The sequence below is a fragment of the Sphingobium sp. V4 genome, assembly GCF_029590555.1.
In the GTDB taxonomy this organism is placed as follows: Bacteria; Pseudomonadota; Alphaproteobacteria; order Sphingomonadales; family Sphingomonadaceae; genus Sphingobium.
The window spans coordinates 1943419-1958721 of sequence record NZ_CP081001.1 but is presented as its reverse complement, the minus strand read 5'-3'; the positions used below and the strand labels follow the sequence as shown (position 1 = coordinate 1958721).

16 protein-coding genes are annotated in these 15303 nt (G+C 66.9%); 11 read left to right on the top strand and 5 right to left on the bottom strand.

Features of this window, described 5'->3' with window-relative positions; translation table 11 throughout:
* Positions 1 to 87: 87 nt before the first annotated feature.
* The 3 genes from metK to K3M67_RS09690 are packed head-to-tail and all read right to left on the bottom strand — an operon-like array spanning position 88 to position 3543.
* Positions 88 to 1293, bottom strand: a complete 1206-nt coding sequence (gene metK / locus K3M67_RS09700; RefSeq protein ID WP_066862591.1) for a methionine adenosyltransferase — start codon at positions 1291 to 1293, stop codon at positions 88 to 90.
* Between the two features lie 57 nt (positions 1294 to 1350).
* Positions 1351 to 2898, bottom strand: coding sequence for an apolipoprotein N-acyltransferase (gene lnt / locus K3M67_RS09695; RefSeq protein ID WP_285831373.1), 1548 nt, complete (start codon positions 2896 to 2898; stop codon positions 1351 to 1353).
* A gap of 9 nt (positions 2899 to 2907) precedes the next feature.
* Positions 2908 to 3543, bottom strand: a complete 636-nt coding sequence (locus K3M67_RS09690) for a YqaA family protein (protein ID WP_285831372.1) — start codon at positions 3541 to 3543, stop codon at positions 2908 to 2910.
* Positions 3544 to 3719: 176 nt separating this feature from the next.
* On the opposite strand from K3M67_RS09690, the gene K3M67_RS09685 reads away from it, so the two are divergent.
* The 7 genes from K3M67_RS09685 (at position 3720) to K3M67_RS09655 (ending at position 8540) form a co-directional block, all read left to right on the top strand.
* Positions 3720 to 3962 (top strand): hypothetical protein, encoded by a 243-nt coding sequence (locus K3M67_RS09685; protein WP_066862599.1) that lies wholly within the window; start codon positions 3720 to 3722, stop codon positions 3960 to 3962.
* 88 nt (positions 3963 to 4050) lie between these two features.
* Entirely contained in the window at positions 4051 to 4809 is a 759-nt protein-coding gene (locus K3M67_RS09680; RefSeq protein ID WP_066862602.1) for a hypothetical protein, read from the top strand.
* Between the two features lie 162 nt (positions 4810 to 4971).
* Positions 4972 to 5562 (top strand): DJ-1/PfpI family protein, encoded by a 591-nt coding sequence (locus tag K3M67_RS09675; protein ID WP_066862940.1) that lies wholly within the window; start codon positions 4972 to 4974, stop codon positions 5560 to 5562.
* A gap of 209 nt (positions 5563 to 5771) precedes the next feature.
* A complete protein-coding gene (locus K3M67_RS09670) occupies positions 5772 to 6695 on the top strand; it encodes a bifunctional helix-turn-helix transcriptional regulator/GNAT family N-acetyltransferase (protein ID WP_285831371.1) in 924 nt (307 codons plus the stop codon).
* Between the two features lie 249 nt (positions 6696 to 6944).
* A complete protein-coding gene (locus K3M67_RS09665; RefSeq protein WP_066862608.1) occupies positions 6945 to 7589 on the top strand; it encodes a glutathione S-transferase family protein in 645 nt (214 codons plus the stop codon).
* Positions 7590 to 7748: 159 nt separating this feature from the next.
* The gene (locus K3M67_RS09660; RefSeq protein WP_285831370.1) at positions 7749 to 8300 is read left to right on the top strand and encodes a hypothetical protein; all 552 of its coding nucleotides are present in this window, start codon (positions 7749 to 7751) and stop codon (positions 8298 to 8300) included.
* A 108-nt stretch (positions 8301 to 8408) separates the two neighbouring features.
* On the top strand, positions 8409 to 8540 hold the full coding sequence (locus tag K3M67_RS09655) for a hypothetical protein (protein ID WP_285831369.1): 132 nt from the start codon (positions 8409 to 8411) through the stop codon (positions 8538 to 8540).
* A 419-nt stretch (positions 8541 to 8959) separates the two neighbouring features.
* On the opposite strand, the gene K3M67_RS09650 is transcribed toward K3M67_RS09655, so the two are convergent.
* On the bottom strand, positions 8960 to 9640 hold the full coding sequence (locus K3M67_RS09650) for a hypothetical protein (protein WP_285831368.1): 681 nt from the start codon (positions 9638 to 9640) through the stop codon (positions 8960 to 8962).
* Between the two features lie 174 nt (positions 9641 to 9814).
* On the opposite strand from K3M67_RS09650, the gene K3M67_RS09645 reads away from it, so the two are divergent.
* The 4 genes from K3M67_RS09645 (at position 9815) to K3M67_RS09630 (ending at position 14973) form a co-directional block, all read left to right on the top strand.
* Positions 9815 to 11140 carry a M28 family peptidase gene (locus tag K3M67_RS09645; RefSeq protein ID WP_285831367.1) on the top strand — a complete coding sequence of 442 codons (1326 nt, stop codon included), beginning with the start codon at positions 9815 to 9817 and terminating at the stop codon, positions 11138 to 11140.
* 82 nt (positions 11141 to 11222) lie between these two features.
* Positions 11223 to 12533 (top strand): DNA-packaging protein, encoded by a 1311-nt coding sequence (locus K3M67_RS09640; protein ID WP_066862624.1) that lies wholly within the window; start codon positions 11223 to 11225, stop codon positions 12531 to 12533.
* 61 nt (positions 12534 to 12594) lie between these two features.
* Positions 12595 to 12933, top strand: coding sequence for a YMGG-like glycine zipper-containing protein (locus K3M67_RS09635; RefSeq protein ID WP_066862627.1), 339 nt, complete (start codon positions 12595 to 12597; stop codon positions 12931 to 12933).
* 912 nt (positions 12934 to 13845) lie between these two features.
* Positions 13846 to 14973, top strand: a complete 1128-nt coding sequence (locus K3M67_RS09630) for a phage portal protein (RefSeq protein ID WP_066862629.1) — start codon at positions 13846 to 13848, stop codon at positions 14971 to 14973.
* Between the two features lie 133 nt (positions 14974 to 15106).
* Here the strand turns inward: K3M67_RS09630 and K3M67_RS09625 are convergent, their stop codons facing one another.
* Complete coding sequence (locus K3M67_RS09625; protein WP_285831366.1) at positions 15107 to 15274, bottom strand: hypothetical protein; 168 nt, start codon at positions 15272 to 15274, stop codon at positions 15107 to 15109.
* Between the last annotated feature and the right edge of the window lie 29 nt (positions 15275 to 15303).

Genomic DNA, 15303 nt, shown 5'->3' with positions numbered 1-15303 from the left:
GCGGCGGCGGGACGCCAATCCCCGACCTTGCCCCGGCAGGGGCGTGCGGGGGATAAATCCCCGCCTGGGCGGGGATGACGGGGATGATTACAGGGCTGCCTTCAGCTTTTCGACCAGGTCGGTCTTCTCCCAGGGGAAGAAGTCGCCTTCGGGCTTGCGGCCGAAATGGCCATAGGCGGCGGTCGGTTGATAGATCGGCTTGTTGAGGCCAAGATGCGTGCGGATGCCGCGCGGGGTCAGGCCGCCCAGTTCCTTGATGCTCTTGATCGCTTCCTCGATCTTGTCGTCCCCGACGGTGCCCGAACCATGCGTGTCGACATAGAGCGACAGCGGCTCGGCCACGCCGATCGCATAGGCGATCTGGATGGTGCAGCGCTGGGCAAGGCCGGCGGCGACCACATTCTTGGCGAGGTAGCGGGTGATGTAGGCGGCCGAGCGGTCGACCTTGGTCGGGTCCTTGCCGCTGAACGCGCCGCCGCCATGAGGCGAGGCGCCGCCATAGGTATCGACGATGATCTTGCGGCCGGTGAGGCCGGCGTCGCCGTCGGGGCCGCCAATCTCGAAGCTGCCGGTCGGGTTGATGTGATAGACGGTCTCGTCCGAGAGCAGTTCGGCCGGGATCACCTTCGCCACGACGGACTTCACATAGGCCTTCAACTCGGCTTCCTTCTCACCCTGGTCATAGCCCTTGGCATGTTGGGTGGAGACGACGACGGCGGTGCAGGCGACCGGCGTGCTGCCTTCGTAGCGAAGCGTCACCTGGCTCTTGGCGTCCGGCTCCAGGAAGGGCGCGGCCTTCGAATGGCGGTCGGCCGCCATGGTTTCCAGGATCTTGTGGCTGTAATAGAGGGTCGCGGGCATCAGGTCGGGCGTGTCGTTGGCGGCATAGCCGAACATGATGCCCTGGTCGCCCGCGCCTTCATCCTTGTTGCCGCTGGCATCGACGCCCTGCGCGATATGCGCGGACTGGCCGTGCAGATTGTTCTCGAAGCGGAAGCTTTCCCAGTGGAAGCCTTCCTGCTCATAGCCGATGCGCTTCACCGTTTCGCGCACGGTCTTTTCAATTTCTTCCTGAGCGCCCGGCGCCCATTCGTCATTCTCGAAAACGCCCTTGCAGCGGATTTCGCCGGCCAGCACGACGAGCTGAGTCGTGGTCAGCGTTTCGCAGGCGATGCGGGCTTCGGGGTCCTTGGAGAGGAACAGATCGACGATGGCGTCGGAAATCTGGTCCGCAACCTTGTCGGGATGGCCTTCGGAGACGGATTCCGAAGTGAAGAGATAAGTGCTGCGCATGGGACTCCCGTAAGATGCTTGGGCGAATTGCGATATAAAGAAATGTTTATGTGCCTATTAGCTTTTGCCGCGACGCAAGGCAATGGCCAGCCCGAGGAGCAAAATGATGAGGGCGAGGGCCGCCCAGTTACCGACAATGGCGAAGACCGTTGGGGGTAGGGCCGGGGGCAGGCCGCCGTCGAGATAGCCGGCGCGGTTGAGGCCGAGGGCGCGGACGACCTGGCCGCGCGCGTCGATGATGGCCGAGACGCCGGTGGGCGTGGCGCGGATGATGGGCACGCCTTCCTCCAGCGCGCGCAGGCGGGCCTGGGCGAGATGCTGGACTGGACCCCAGCTGCCGAACCAGGCGTCGTTCGAGGGGTTGAAGACGAAGTCCGGGCGATTCCCGGCGTCGATCACATGGCCGGAGAAGATGATCTCGTAGCAGATCTGGACGCCCATCTTCAGTGGCGGGCGGCCGAGGCTGGCGGGGAGGGTCAGGCTTTGCGGGCCGGGGCCGGGCCAGAAATCGGCGTCGCCGGGGACGAGGCGCGACAGGCCGATCGGTTCGAGCAGGGTCCGCATCGGCAGATATTCGCCATAGGGCACCAGATGCGCCTTGTCGTAGCGACCCGCCAGCGTGGCGCGGGGGGTGACGATCCAGACGCTGTTGTTGGCGCCGGCGAGCTTGTTGACCAGCATCCCGTCCTGCTCGACCGGCTTGAAATAGACCTTGTCCCCACCCGTCAGCAGCAGGTCGCCGGGGCCGAGCAGGCCGGCGAGGCGGGCGCGCCAGTCGGGTTCGAGGTCGAGATAGGCGGGGATGGCGGCTTCGGGCCAGAAGATGAGGCGCGGGGCCGGGCGGGTCTCGCCCGAGAGGGTCGAGAGCTTGCGGAAGTTGCGATATTCGGCCTCGACCGAATATTTTTCGTCCTGGCCGATATTGGGCTGGACCACGCGGATGCGGGGCGCGCCTTCGGGCGTTGCCGGCGCGGTGGCGAGGTGGCTCCAGAGCGCGAGCAGCAGGAGCGGGGCGAGGATCGCGGCGGCGGGGCGATACTGGCGGCGGGTGGCGAGGAGGAGCGCGCCCGCGGCGAGGATGGCGAGCGCGCCCAGGCCATAGGTGCCGATGACGGTCGCGGCGATCGCGGCGCCGGTCGGCATCCAGATGACGCCGAGCGGGTTCCAGGCGAAGCCGGTGAACAGGGTCGCGCGCAGATATTCGGTCGCGATCCATGTGGCGGCGAGGAGGAGGGGGAAGGACAGCGGCTTGCCGCCGATGGCCCGGTTCAGCCACCATGCGCCCAGGGTCGCAAGGCCGGGATAGACGGCGAGGTAGAGGGAGAGGAGGAGCACCGCGCCATAGCCGAACCAGTGCGGCATGGTTGCCTGGAAGGTGAAGGCGTGGGCGATCCAGTTGAGCCCGAGGGTGAAATGACCGACGCCGAACAGCCAGCCGCGGGTGAAGGCGGTGCGCCGGTCCGGGGCGCGTTCGACAGCCAGGATGAGCAGCGCGAGGCAGGCGAGGGTGACGGGCCAGAGCTTGAGCGGGGCGAAGCCGGTGGCGGACAGGAAGCCCGCCAGCAGCGCCGCGACCTTGGGGTGGCGGGCGAAAGCGTTCTTCATGTCAGCCTTTTAGCGAATCGTGGCCATGGTGGCGCCCGAGCACCTGTCGCTCTTTTCCCCGCCGCCCGACAGCATCGAGGCGGCGATGAAGCCGCCGACCACCAGCACCAGGAAGCCGGCGGACAGGAGGGCCAGATATTTCTCGATGAACGCCTTGATCGGGCGGCCGAATTTCCAGAACAGGAAGCCGACCAGCATGAACTGGAAGGCGCGGCTGACGATGCTGGCCCAGAGGAAGGTGAAGAGCGGCAGCCCGATGAAGCCCGCCGTGATGGTGATGAGCTTGAACGGGATGGGCGTCGCACCCTTGATGAGGATGATTTCCGCCCCGTAATCGCGCAGATAGCAGGCGGCGACCGGGAATTTGGCGGCGAGGCCCAGCGCGGCCAGGATTTGCTGGCCGACCGTTTCATAGAGGAAATAGCCGATCGCGTAGCCGAACATGCCGCCCAGCACCGAGGCGAGGGTGCAGATGAGGCCGAAGCGCAGCGCGCGTTCCGGCCGGGCCAGGCACATGAGGCCCAGCAGCGGGTGCGGCGGGATCGGGAAGAAGCTCGATTCCATGAAGGAAATGGCGAAGAGCCAGCGTTCGGCGTGGCGATGGGCGGCCTTGGCCAGCGTCCATTGATAGAGCCTGGTAAGCATCGGCGCCGGGCCTAGCCGAGATGACGGGCCGCCGCCAGCGCTTTTGCCCGTCGGTGCGTTTCGGGCGACGGATCGTGGCAGACGCGGCGCGGCGATCGCATCGGCGATGCGATGGCGGGCGAGGGCGCTTGATCGCGGCGGCGCGCGCGATAGGATCGCGCCGAAGGAGAGAGGCCATGCAGGATATGGGCGAGGGCAGTTGTCCGTTCGCTTTCAATACCGATCCAGCGACGTTCAAGGTCGGCGATTCGGTCAGTTACCGGGTGACGGGGAGCCTGGCGGGCTTTCCCTTCGCGGGCGTGCTGCTGGAAGTGCATGAGGATCATGTCGTGCTGACGAGCGACCCGGACGACAAGGCGAGCCGGATGCGGGGGACCCGCGAAAGCCGACCGCTGGTGCGGGAAGAGGATGTCTGTTGATTTGACGCCGGCGACCGATCCACGGCGTTGACTGTCCGGTGCCGTCTGGGCAAGACCCCTTGTCTTCAGTCCTGTTTGGCCGGCGCATTTGATCATTTCTTCCATTTCCTGGGCCAAGGTGCGGCAGCGCGCCGGTGGCGTCGCGTTCGCGCTGGTGCTGAACCTGCTGCTGTTGCTGGCGCTGTTTACCCTGTCGCCGACCTTCGATCCGCCCAGGGAGGACCAGCGGCTGCCCGTGACCTTCGATGTCGAGGCGGGGCCGAAGGCGGACCAGGAGCAGGCCAGGGCCGATAAGGCGGAGAAGCGCGAGCAGGACAAGGCCAGCCCGCAACAACAGGCCGATCCCATGGTGCGGCCGCCCATCCCGGTGGAAAAGCCTGCGGAGCAGCCGCCCTCGCCCTTCCCCTTCCTGACGCTCAATCGCGAGCAGATGGCGGCGGCCGACATCGGTGCCCTGCCCAAGGCGGCGCAGGGGATCGGGCAGGGCAAGGGCGACAGCGCGGCGGTGCAGGGACCGGGCGAGGGGCCGGGGGGCGTGCAGCTGTTCGAGGCGGAATGGTATCGGCGGCCGACCCATGCTGAGCTGTCGACCTACATGCCCGCCAATGCGCCGGCGGAGGGCTATGGCCTGGTCGCCTGCAAGACGGTCGACCATTATCATGTCGAGAATTGCCAGGCTCTGGGCGAAGCACCGATCGGGTCGGGCTTCGCCAAGGCGGTGCGCCTGGCCGCCTGGCAGTTCCTGGTGCTGCCGCCGCGCGTCAACGGCAAGGTCATGGTGGGCAGCTGGGTGCGGATCAGGATCGACTATACGCGCCGGACGGTGGAGGCCGGGGCGGGGCGGTAGAAGAAGTCCAGCATGGCGCGAGCGGATCGCGCGGCTGGGCGTTGCTTGCGGCAGGGTGCCCCGATTGTCGCGTGACCGGTCGGGCCGGCCTGCCTCCAGCGTCATGCGTGGGGCGACGGGCGGGAGATGACGGGGGTCCGCGATCGTGCAGAAGGGATGACGATGCGGATTGCGATACTGAGCTTCGACGGCTTCAACGAACTGGACAGCTTCGTGGCGCTGGCCCTGCTCAACCGGGTGAAGGGTTGGCGGGCCGAGATATGCGGGCCGGGGGTGTTGGTGACGTCGATGAATGGCGTCGCCGTCCACGTCCAGCAGCCCATGGAATTCACGGAAGAAGCGGACATCGTCCTGGTCGGCAGCGGGGTGCGGACGCGCGCGGTCGCGGACGACGCGGCGCTGATGGCGCGCATCCGGCTGGACCCGGCACGCCAGATCATCGGGGCGCAATGTTCGGGCGCGCTGCTGCTGGCTAAGCTGGGGCTGCTGGACGCCGTGCCGGTCTGCACCGACCTGACGAGCAAGCCCTGGGTGGAGGAGACGGGCGCGCGGGTGATCGACGCGCCCTTCCACGCGGCGGGCAATGTCGCAACGGCGGGCGGGTGCATGGCGGCCCATTATCTGGCCGCCTGGGCGATCGCGCGCGGGGCGGGCGAGGCGGCCGCCCGGGACGTGATCGACTATGTCGCGCCGGTGGGCGAGAAGGCACAGACGGTGGCGCGGGTGATGGGCGTGATCGGCCGGTTCCTGTGAGGTCGGCCAAAGGCATGATAGTGGGTGTTTTCGACCGAAACTGGTCAGTGGAACATTCAGAGCCGCATCTTGAAACCGGTCCCTCATGTAGATGGCAAGTCGAAGGGTGAAAGACTTGGTCTGGGGGAAAGCCAACGAAGAGAGATATGTTGACTCAATCAACAATGTCTTGCCATATGTTGATGGAATCAACATACTGCGAGTGAGATATGAGCGGCGGCAAAGACGACGAGGTAGACCAGCTTAGAAGCTTTAATCGGACCTACACAACCCATCTGGGCCTCCTCGAAACACACCTTGCCAACAGTAGGTTCACGTTGAGCGAGGGGCGGATACTGTATGAGCTGGCGCACCGCCAGGAGCCTACAGCCGCCGAAATCGGACGAACCCTGCGTCTGGACCGCTCGCAAATAAGCCGCACGCTCAAGAGGTTTGCCGAGCAAGGGCTGATAATCTCGCGAGAAGACCCTGCTCATGGTCGCAATCAACTGTTGTCGCTCACCGCAAAGGGCAGGGCGGCGTTCGATAAGGCGGATCAGGGGGCACGAGACAGCGTTGCAGCCCTGCTGGATGCGCTACCCCTCTCTCGCCGCGCAGAGTTGCTCCGGGCAGTTTCGTCAATCAAAGAGGTTCTGGAAGCGAAGACCGCACCGGACCTTATCGTAAGAGAGCTTCGGACGGGCGATCTCGGGCTGATCGTCCATCGGCAGGCCGTCCTCTACGCCGCCGAATATGGTTATGATGGAAGTTACGAGACCTTGATCGCGCAGATACTCGCGGACTTCCACCGCACCTTTGACCCACATCATGAAGCCGGATGGGTGGCCGAATGGGATGGGAAAATGGCGGGGTCGATCTTCCTCATGCGCTCGGAAGAACAAGCGATAGGCAAGCTTCGGCTGCTCTATGTCGAGCCGGATGCGCGAGGCGTTGGAGTGGGCCGTCAGTTGGTGGAGGCCTGCATCGCACGCGCTCGGACGGCCGGCTACAGGCAACTGGAGTTATGGACCGACAGTCAGCTGACATCCGCACGTCGGCTTTACGCTCGCGCTGGCTTCAAGCTGCGTGACACCAAGGTCGAGCGGCATTTCGGCCAGGACATCGGAAGCGAAACGTGGGCGATGGCTCTGTGAACTGACGGCGTAGTAAAGGACCGCCTGCCATGTAGACGCTACTTGTCATGCGCGAATGTCTGAGAGTGGGGGGCGTTTGTTGCGGGTGAATTCTCGTCGTGCAGCGTCAGCTATCGTCGATAATCTCTTCAAAAGCCGCCATGCCGCTCGCCACCCCTCCGGTCCGCCAGGCTGGCGCGCGATATTGGTTGCAATATGCTACTGGATAGGCATGATGGCGCCATCCGACCATGAGAGAGGAGGAATGAGATGATCATCCATGGCGCCAGGCCGTCGCCCTTCGTGCGCAAGGTCATCGTCTTTGCCGCGGAGAAGGGGATCGCGATCGAGGTCCGGCCGGCTGGATTCGGGCGGGGCGATCCGGTGTTCGCCAAAGCGTCGCCCTTCGGCAAGATGCCGGCGCTGGAGGATGGCGATTTCCTGATCAGCGATTCGACCGCGATCATAACCTATATGGATGCCCTGCATCCCGAACCCAACCTGATCCCGACCGATCCCAGGGCGCGGGCGCGGACCATCTGGTATGAGGAGTTTGGCGACACCATCGCCCAGGCGGCGGGCGCGCAGGTGTTTTTCAACCGGGTAGTGGGCAAGGCGATGAAGCTGCCGCACGATCCCGCGCTGGCGGATGCGGCTGAGGCCGAGAAGATGCCGGCCATCTACGACTATCTGGAAAGCGTGCTGCCGGAGAGCGGCTGGCTGGTGGAGGATCGCTTCACCTTGGCGGACATTGCCGCGGCCTGCCCGCTCATCAATGTCTGCTATTGTTCCAAGGGGTTGACGGCAGAACGCTGGCCCAGGGTCGTGGCATGGCTGGAGCGGATGAAGGCGCGCCCGAGCTTTGCCGAGGCGCTGGCGCAGGAAGCGGCGATCCTGGCGAGAATGGCGGCATGAAGTAACCTATATGGAACATTTTCCTTGACATCGTCACGCTGCTGTGGCAGGGATGTGGATATTGGGAAAATGTGAGTCGCCGCCATGGCGGTTGCCAAGGGGCCGGTCCTGCGAAGGGCCGGCCCCTTTGTCGTGCGGCGCGGGTGACGGGGGACGGGCATGGTGGCGGATGAGGGAGGGGAGCAGGCCGGCGATGCGCTGGTGGCGCAGCGGCAGGCGGCGGGCGGAGCGGTGCGGGCGCAGAAGCGCAGGCCGCGCCGGGACGGGTGGAGCAAGGCGGATGTCGGGCGGTTCATGGCGGTGCTTGCCGAAACCTGCAACGCCAGCGAGGCCGCGCGCGCGGTCGGCAAGTGCCGGGCCGGGGCCTATGACCGAAGGCGTCGCGACCCCGCCTTCGCCCGCGCCTGGGACGCGGCGCTCGACATGGGCTATGCCGAGATCGAGGCGATGCTGATGCGCGAGGTGCTGTTCGGCAGCGAGACGGAGGAGATCACGCTGGACGGCGAGGGCGTGGTGAAGGCGCGCAAGGTGAAGCGCGGGCGCAATCTGGCGATCGCGCTGCGGCTGCTGAGCTTCCACCATGACCGGGTGCTGAAGATCCGCGCGGCCAACGACGCAGGGGGGGATCGGCCCGACAGCCCGGACGCGGTGGCGCGAGTGCGGCGGGCGCTGGAGGAGATACGGCGAAGGCGGGCGACGGCGGGAGCATAGGGGCGCCGCGGCGGATCGGCGGCGACGATCCGGTCCGGGTGCGCGACGGGCGACGCCTTAACCATTTTTGCCCCGGAACACATTGTGCAGGTGCAGCATTGGGCCGGAATGACGTTGGAAAACAGGATATTGCAGCGACTGGCGGCCGGGCCGGTGGGGGATTTGACGATCGAAGGGGCGGCGGCGGACGAAATGGCGCTGACGCTGAAGATCATGGCGGCGCGGCCGGTGATGGGGTGAGTTGGGGTGGGCGCATTGCTGGCGGAACGGGTCATGCCATATTTTGCAGCAGGAAGAACCCGTCCCATTTCAATGTCGTTCGATGCGTTCGCCAAGGTTCGCCGTGACGCCGACAGGCAGAGCGCCTCTAGCCTTGTTAGTCATGAGGCAGGTGTAACCGCCGCGCGCCATGTGCGACTGTTGCGCGCCTTCGCCTGAGATGCCAGCCTTCGCTGGCATGACGTTGGATTGGCTGCTTCTGCAATATCATGATTGATAGGCGGCCAGTCGCCTGTCGTCTCTTCCGTCACCCCAGCGAAGGCTGGGGTCTCAGGAGATGGCGAGTCACTGCCTTTCAACGACCTTTGCAGGCATTGGCTCAAAACCGCCATTTCGCCATCCATCCTTGGCCGGCGCGGGGTGCCGCGCCGGCCGGGCGATCAGTTGGTCGCCTTGATTTCCAGCGACGGGTCGACCAGCGAGGTCTTGGTCGGGGCGGGCGCCGGAGCCGGAGCGGCTGCGGGCGTTGCGGCGGGAACCGCGGCGACCGGGGTGGCGGGCGCGGCCGAGGGGGCGAAGGCGACGCTGATATCTTCGTCGAGGAACGCCGAGACCGGCGCGCCGAGCGGGATTTTCGCGCTGGTGCCAGTGGTGAAGAAGCCCGCGACCGGCACGAAGGCGATGGCGGCGACGACGCCGGCGGTGCCGGTGACGCCCTTGTCATCGAAGCTGCCGGTCAGGCGGATCTGGGTGCCATTGGCGCGGACATAGAGGACGCGGCCGTTGATGCGGCCGGACTTGCCCCACATGCCCTTGTTGCGGACGTCGGTGATCTCGCCCACCACCGGGCTGCCGAGCGGGATGACGGTCTGGCCGTTCAGCATGACGGCTTCGGCGACTTCGAGCTGGACGCGCTGGCCGATGCGCAGCTTCTTGCCCTCGGTCGTCAGCGGCTCGGCGGTCCTGAGCGACAGCTGGCTGCCCGCGCGCAGGATATTGCCGCCAGGCGTGGCGATGATGGTGGCGACCGGCGCGGCGGGCGCGGTCGTGACCTGGGCATGGATGGACGGCGCGCAGGCAAAGGCGATCGCGCCGAGAATGGCGCTGGAAACAGACTTCATTGGTATCCCCCCCAAAGTGACTCAGCTCCCCCGAGCCGAGGTGCATGACCTGCTCTTTGGCGGGGCAAGTCGTCAAGGGGTAAATATTTGATCCATATTGTTCTTTATTCGGAGCGGGGAGGAAAGGCGGCCGGTGGCTTTACAGGCGTGCAACAGGCGATATGAGTTTGGCTCATGAAAAAGCTGATCCTGATCGCCGCCGCTTGTGCCTCCGCCCTGTGCGGCCCCGCTTTCGCGCAGGGGGGCGCCGGAAAGGGCGCGCCCGATCCGGCGCGGTTGAAGGCGACGGTGGAAAAGCTGGTGGGTTTCGGGACGCGGCATACGCTGTCGTCTGCGACCGACGCCAGGCGCGGGATCGGCGCGGCGCGGCGCTGGGGCGCGGCGGAGTTCGAGAAGATCGGCAGGACGTGCGGTGGGTGCCTGACGGTCGAGACGGTGGCGGACCGCTTCACCGGGCCGCGCGCGCCCGACGGCGTCGAGGTGGTGGACGTGCTGGCGATCCAGAAGGGAACAGGCGATCCCAATCAGGTGGTGATCGTCGCCGGGCATATCGACAGCCGGGTGAGCGACGTCATGAACGCGACCAGCGATGCGCCGGGCGCGAACGACAATGCGTCGGGCACGGCGCTGGTGATCGAGGCGGCGCGGGTGCTGGCGGGGGAAAAGTTCGATGGGACGATCGTCTATGCCCTGCTGTCGGGCGAGGAGCAGGGGCTGTGGGGCGGCAAGCTGCTTGCCAGCACGGCGAAAGCGCGCGGCTGGCAGGTGCGGGCGATGCTGAACAACGACATCGTCGGCAACACGATGGGCCAGAATGGCAGACAAGTCGCCGACCGGGTGCGGGTGTTTTCGGAAGGCATCCGCTTTGCCGAGGACGAGAAGGCGGCGCGGACGCGGCGGGCGAGCGGCGGCGAGGATGACGGGCCGTCGCGCGCGCTGGCCAAGAAGGTGGACGGTATCGCGGAAGCCAATCCGCAGATCGGCCTCGACGTGTTCGCGGTGCGGCGTTTCGACAGGTTCGGGCGCGGCGGGGATCATTCGCCCTTCCTGGAGCTGGGATTCCCGGCGGTGCGCTTTTCGGTGGGGATCGAAAATTATGACCGGCAGCATCAGGACCTGCGGACCGAGAATGGCCGCGTCTATGGCGACACGGTCGAGGGGATGGATTTTCCCTATCTGGCGAAGGTGACGGCGCTGAACGTCGCGGCCTTGCGCGAGCTGGCCGATGCGCCGGCCGCGCCTGCGAGCGTGTCGCTGGACGGGGCGCTTTCCATGGATACGCGCGTCCTGTGGGACGGCGTGCCGGGGGCGGCGGGATATAAGGTCTATTGGCGGCGGGGCGACGCGCAGGACTGGACCGACAGCCGCGTCGTGACCGGGGCGACCGAGACGCTGCTGAAGGATGTGGTCGTGGACGATCATTTCATCGGCGTCGCGGCGGTGGGCAAGGATGGGGCCGAAAGCCTCGTGACCTTTGGCGGGATGGCGCCGCGGAAATAGAAGGGTCGAGGTTCAGCCCATGCGGGCCACCTGACCTGACCCTCCGCCAATCCCGGATCGAACATTCAGAGGCGGGGTCAACATGCTTTCGGATCGGGAATGGCTGGCCGGCGAGGACCGGACGGCGTGGGCGCGGCTGCGCGCGCGGCTGACGCAGGCGGCGGCCGAGCGGCTGGAGCGGGAATGGGCCTATCTGGCGCGGCCGGGGCAACTGCCGCCGGCGGGCGACTGGCGCATCTGGCTGATGATGGCGGGGCGCGGCTTTGGCAAGACGCGCGCAGGGGCGGAATGGGTGCGGGCGATCGCGGAAGGCGATCCCGCCGCGCGGATCGCGCTGGTCGGCGCGACGCTGGGCGAGGCGCGCAGCGTGATGGTGGAAGGGGCGTCGGGGCTGCTATCCGTCGCGCCATGGTGGGCGCGGCCGGTCTATGCGCCGGCGCTGCGCAAGCTGACCTGGCCCAATGGCGCCGTGGCGATGCTGTTCGGCGCGGCCGAGCCGGAGTCGTTGCGCGGGCCGCAGTTCAGTCATGGCTGGGCCGACGAGATCGCCAAATGGGCGGGCGGCGAGGCGGCCTGGCATAATCTGATGATGGGGATGCGGCTGGGCGACGCGCCGCGCGTGCTGGCGACGACGACGCCCCGGCCGGTGCCGCTGGTGCGGGCGCTGGCGGCGAGAGATGGCACGGATGTGGTGGTGACGCGGGGGCGGACGGCGGACAATGCGGCCAATCTGGCGCCGGGCTTCGTCGACGCCATGGCGGCGAGCTATGGCGGGACGCGGCTGGGGCGGCAGGAACTGGATGGTGAGCTGATCGAGGAGGTGGAGGGCGCGCTGTGGACCCGCGATCTGATCGAGCGGTGCCGGGTGGCGCATGTGCCGGGAATGCTGGGACGCGTGGTGGTGGCGGTCGATCCGCCCGCTTCGGCCGGGGGCGATGCGTGCGGCATCATTGTCGCCGGCACGGGCGGCGACGGGCGCGCCTATGTGATCGCCGACGCCAGCGTTTCGGGCGAGCGGCCCGAAGGCTGGGCGCGCGCGGTCGCGGCGGCGGCGATGGTGCATGGCGCCGACCGGGTGGTGGCCGAGGCCAATAATGGCGGCGCGATGGTGGAGAGCGTGCTGCGCGCGGCGGAGGAGACGATGCCGGTGCGGCTGGTCCATGCGAGCCGGGGGAAGGCGGCGCGGGCGGAGCCGGTGGCGGCGCTCTATGAGGCCGGGCGGGTGGCGCATCGCGGCGCTTTCCCCGAGCTGGAGGACCAGATGTGCGGATTGCTGGCGGGGGGAGCCTATGTCGGGCCGGGGCGGTCGCCCGATCGCGCCGATGCGCTGGTGTGGGCGCTGACCGATTTGATGCTGGGGAAACGCGGCGAGGCGCGGGTGCGGGGGATGTGAGGGGAACCCCCGGCGACCGCAGGTCGTTTCTGATCCGGTAGATTTCGATGGAGTGAATGTCATGAAGATGGCCAAGATTCTGGCGGCCGTCGTCGGTGTGTCGGTTGCCGCGACGCCGGTTCTGGCGGCCAGCCTCAACAGCAAGGATCGGGCGCGGGTTGCAAGGGCCGCGCCGCGTGATCGGGACGATGTGCGCTACTGCCTGCTCAAGGGCAAGCAGGGGCGCGACAAGGGCACGGTGATCGGCGCGGCCGGCGGCGCGGGCGTTGGACTGATCGCGGGCGGCAGTCTGGGCGAGACCTTGCTGGGCGCTGGCGCGGGTGCGCTGGCGGGCCGGGTGATCGGCAAGAGCGAGGGCACCAATTCGGTTTGCGACCGGGTGTTGGCGCGCAATCCTTGAGGCCTATGGGCGCGGTGGCTTTTCTCGGTCTACAAAACTGACCCAGGATCTGATGTCTGTTTCCCGCGGTCGCCCTTGATCGTCCAGAGCGGGCAAGTATCGCTGACCCAGCGCGACTAGACACGCAGTGTCGTCATATTTGCGCGTGCCTGACGATTTCGTGATGCGACAGGATCGGGGCCGTCCGGTGGCGTCGAGCCGAGTGGTGTAATGGCTCAGCAGATTATTCGCCTCGCGCGAGAGCTTGTCATCGACAGGTGATTTGCCGTGCATTGCGAGGGGGGTGGCGCCACCAAAGTCGGTTTGGAACGAAGGGGGGGCAGGTTCCCACAGTACGCGAAAGATTGGTACGGTCATGGGCGTACCATCTTTGCGTCGCACCGCCGCAATCCAGCCTAGTTTCATCATGATGAGTCGGCAGCTTGCGACTGCGATGCCTGTTCCCCCGACAATATCGGTGGGCGCGCAATCGAGTTGATCGGTGCCGTCGCGTCGCGCGATCTTCACGGTTGCCCAGCCCGCTGCTTCCGGCGGCAGGGCCACGAGCCTATAATCTTGGGAAGTCGAGAGAGCGAGCGGTATAGCGTTCGCCTTAACCGAATTTTGCAACTGCCCTGTCGTTTGAGCGAGAGCGAGCAGGCTTAGTGCGATGGGCCACATGACCCGATGTTTGATTGTTGCACCGTCTTTGTAAAGAGGCCGCAATGGTTTGCGACCGGGTGCTGGCGCGCAATCCTTGAGGCGGATAGCCTGCCCCGCTGCCACTGACGCGCTGCGCGCGCAGGTCTCGCTGCTCCTCCGGTAAACGGAAGGGGTGAAGGATTTTCGAGTTCGGTAAGCGGCCTCGCCGCTGACCTTCACTAGCCCTCTCCCCCGGCGGGGAGAGGGTTTTTGCGTTCTGGGGATGCTCATATGAAATGGTTCGGGACGAAGGCGGCCGCATCTGGCGATGCGCGGCCGGTGCTGGCGCGTGCCTGGGGTTCGGGGGCGGTGGCGCTCGGCGAATGGCCGGCAAGCTATGAGGCGCAACTGCGCGGCGGGGTGATGGGCAATCCGGTGGCGCAGCGGGCGATGCGGCTGGTGTCCGAGGGCGCGGGGGCGTGCGCCATCAAGGTGCGCGGTGTCGAGGAGCAGGCGCGGGTGCTGGGGCTGGTCGGGCGGGCTTCGGCGGGGCAGGGGTTGATCGAGGCTCTGGCCTGCCATCTGCTGCTGCACGGCAATGGCTATGTCCAGTTGATCGCCGGGGCGGACGGGATGCCGGCCGAGCTGTTCGCGCTGCGGCCCGAACGGGTCAGCGTGGAGGCGGATGCGCGCGGGTGGCCGGCGGCCTATCTGTACCGGGTGGGCGAGAGCGTGACGCGGCTGTCGCCCGAGGATGGCGCGGGGCGGACGAACCTTCTGCATATCAAGGCGTTGCATCCGCTGGACGATCATTATGGGCTGGGCTGCGCGGGGGCTGCGGCGGGCGCGGTGGCGATCCACAATGCGGCCAGCGTCTGGAACAAGGCGCTGCTGGACAATGCGGCGCGGCCGAGCGGCGCGATGGTCTATGAGCCGGGCGACGGATCGGTGCTGTCGCCCGAGCAATATGAGCGGGTGAAGCGCGAGATGGAGGCCGCCTTTGCCGGCGCTGCGAACGCGGGACGTCCGATGCTGCTGGAAGGCGGCCTCAGCTGGAAGGCGATGAGCCTGACCCCGGCCGAGATGGATTTCGTGGGGCTGAAAAGCGCGGCGGCGCGGGAGATCGCGCTGGCCTTCGGCGTGCCGCCGATGCTGATGGGGCTGCCGGGCGACAATAGCTACGCCAATTATCGCGAGGCGAACAAGGCGCTGTGGCGGCAGGCGATCCTGCCGCTGGTGGCGAAGATCTGCGCGGGGTTGAGCCAGGGGCTGGCCGGCTGGTGGCCGGGGGTGACGGTCGAGCCGGACCTGGACGCGGTGCCGGCGCTGTCGGACGAGCGGGCGGCGCTGTGGGAGCGGGTCGCGGCGGCGGATTTTCTGTCGGCGGAAGAGAAGAAGGCGATGCTGGGGATCGGCTAATGCTCGCAGGTGGCCTGGGCTTGGGACCAGCGGCCGCCGCTGTCGAGGCAGCTGTCCTGGGCGAGCCGATCGCTCTGCCAGAGCCAGATGGCTGCTGCCGTGAGTGCAAGCGCGAGAAGCACGGTCAGGCGCTTCATGAGGGGCGGGCGAGGCTGTCGAGGCGGCAGAAGCCGCTGTTCCAGTTCCAGCGGCCGCCCTTCGCCCAGCAGTCGCCGGCACGGTCGAGGCCGAAATACCAGCCGCCCAGGCCGAGCGCGGCGATGACGAGGGCGATCAGGGCTTTGCAGTGGGTGCGCTTCATGACGCGTCAGATAGGCGCGTGCCGGGGCG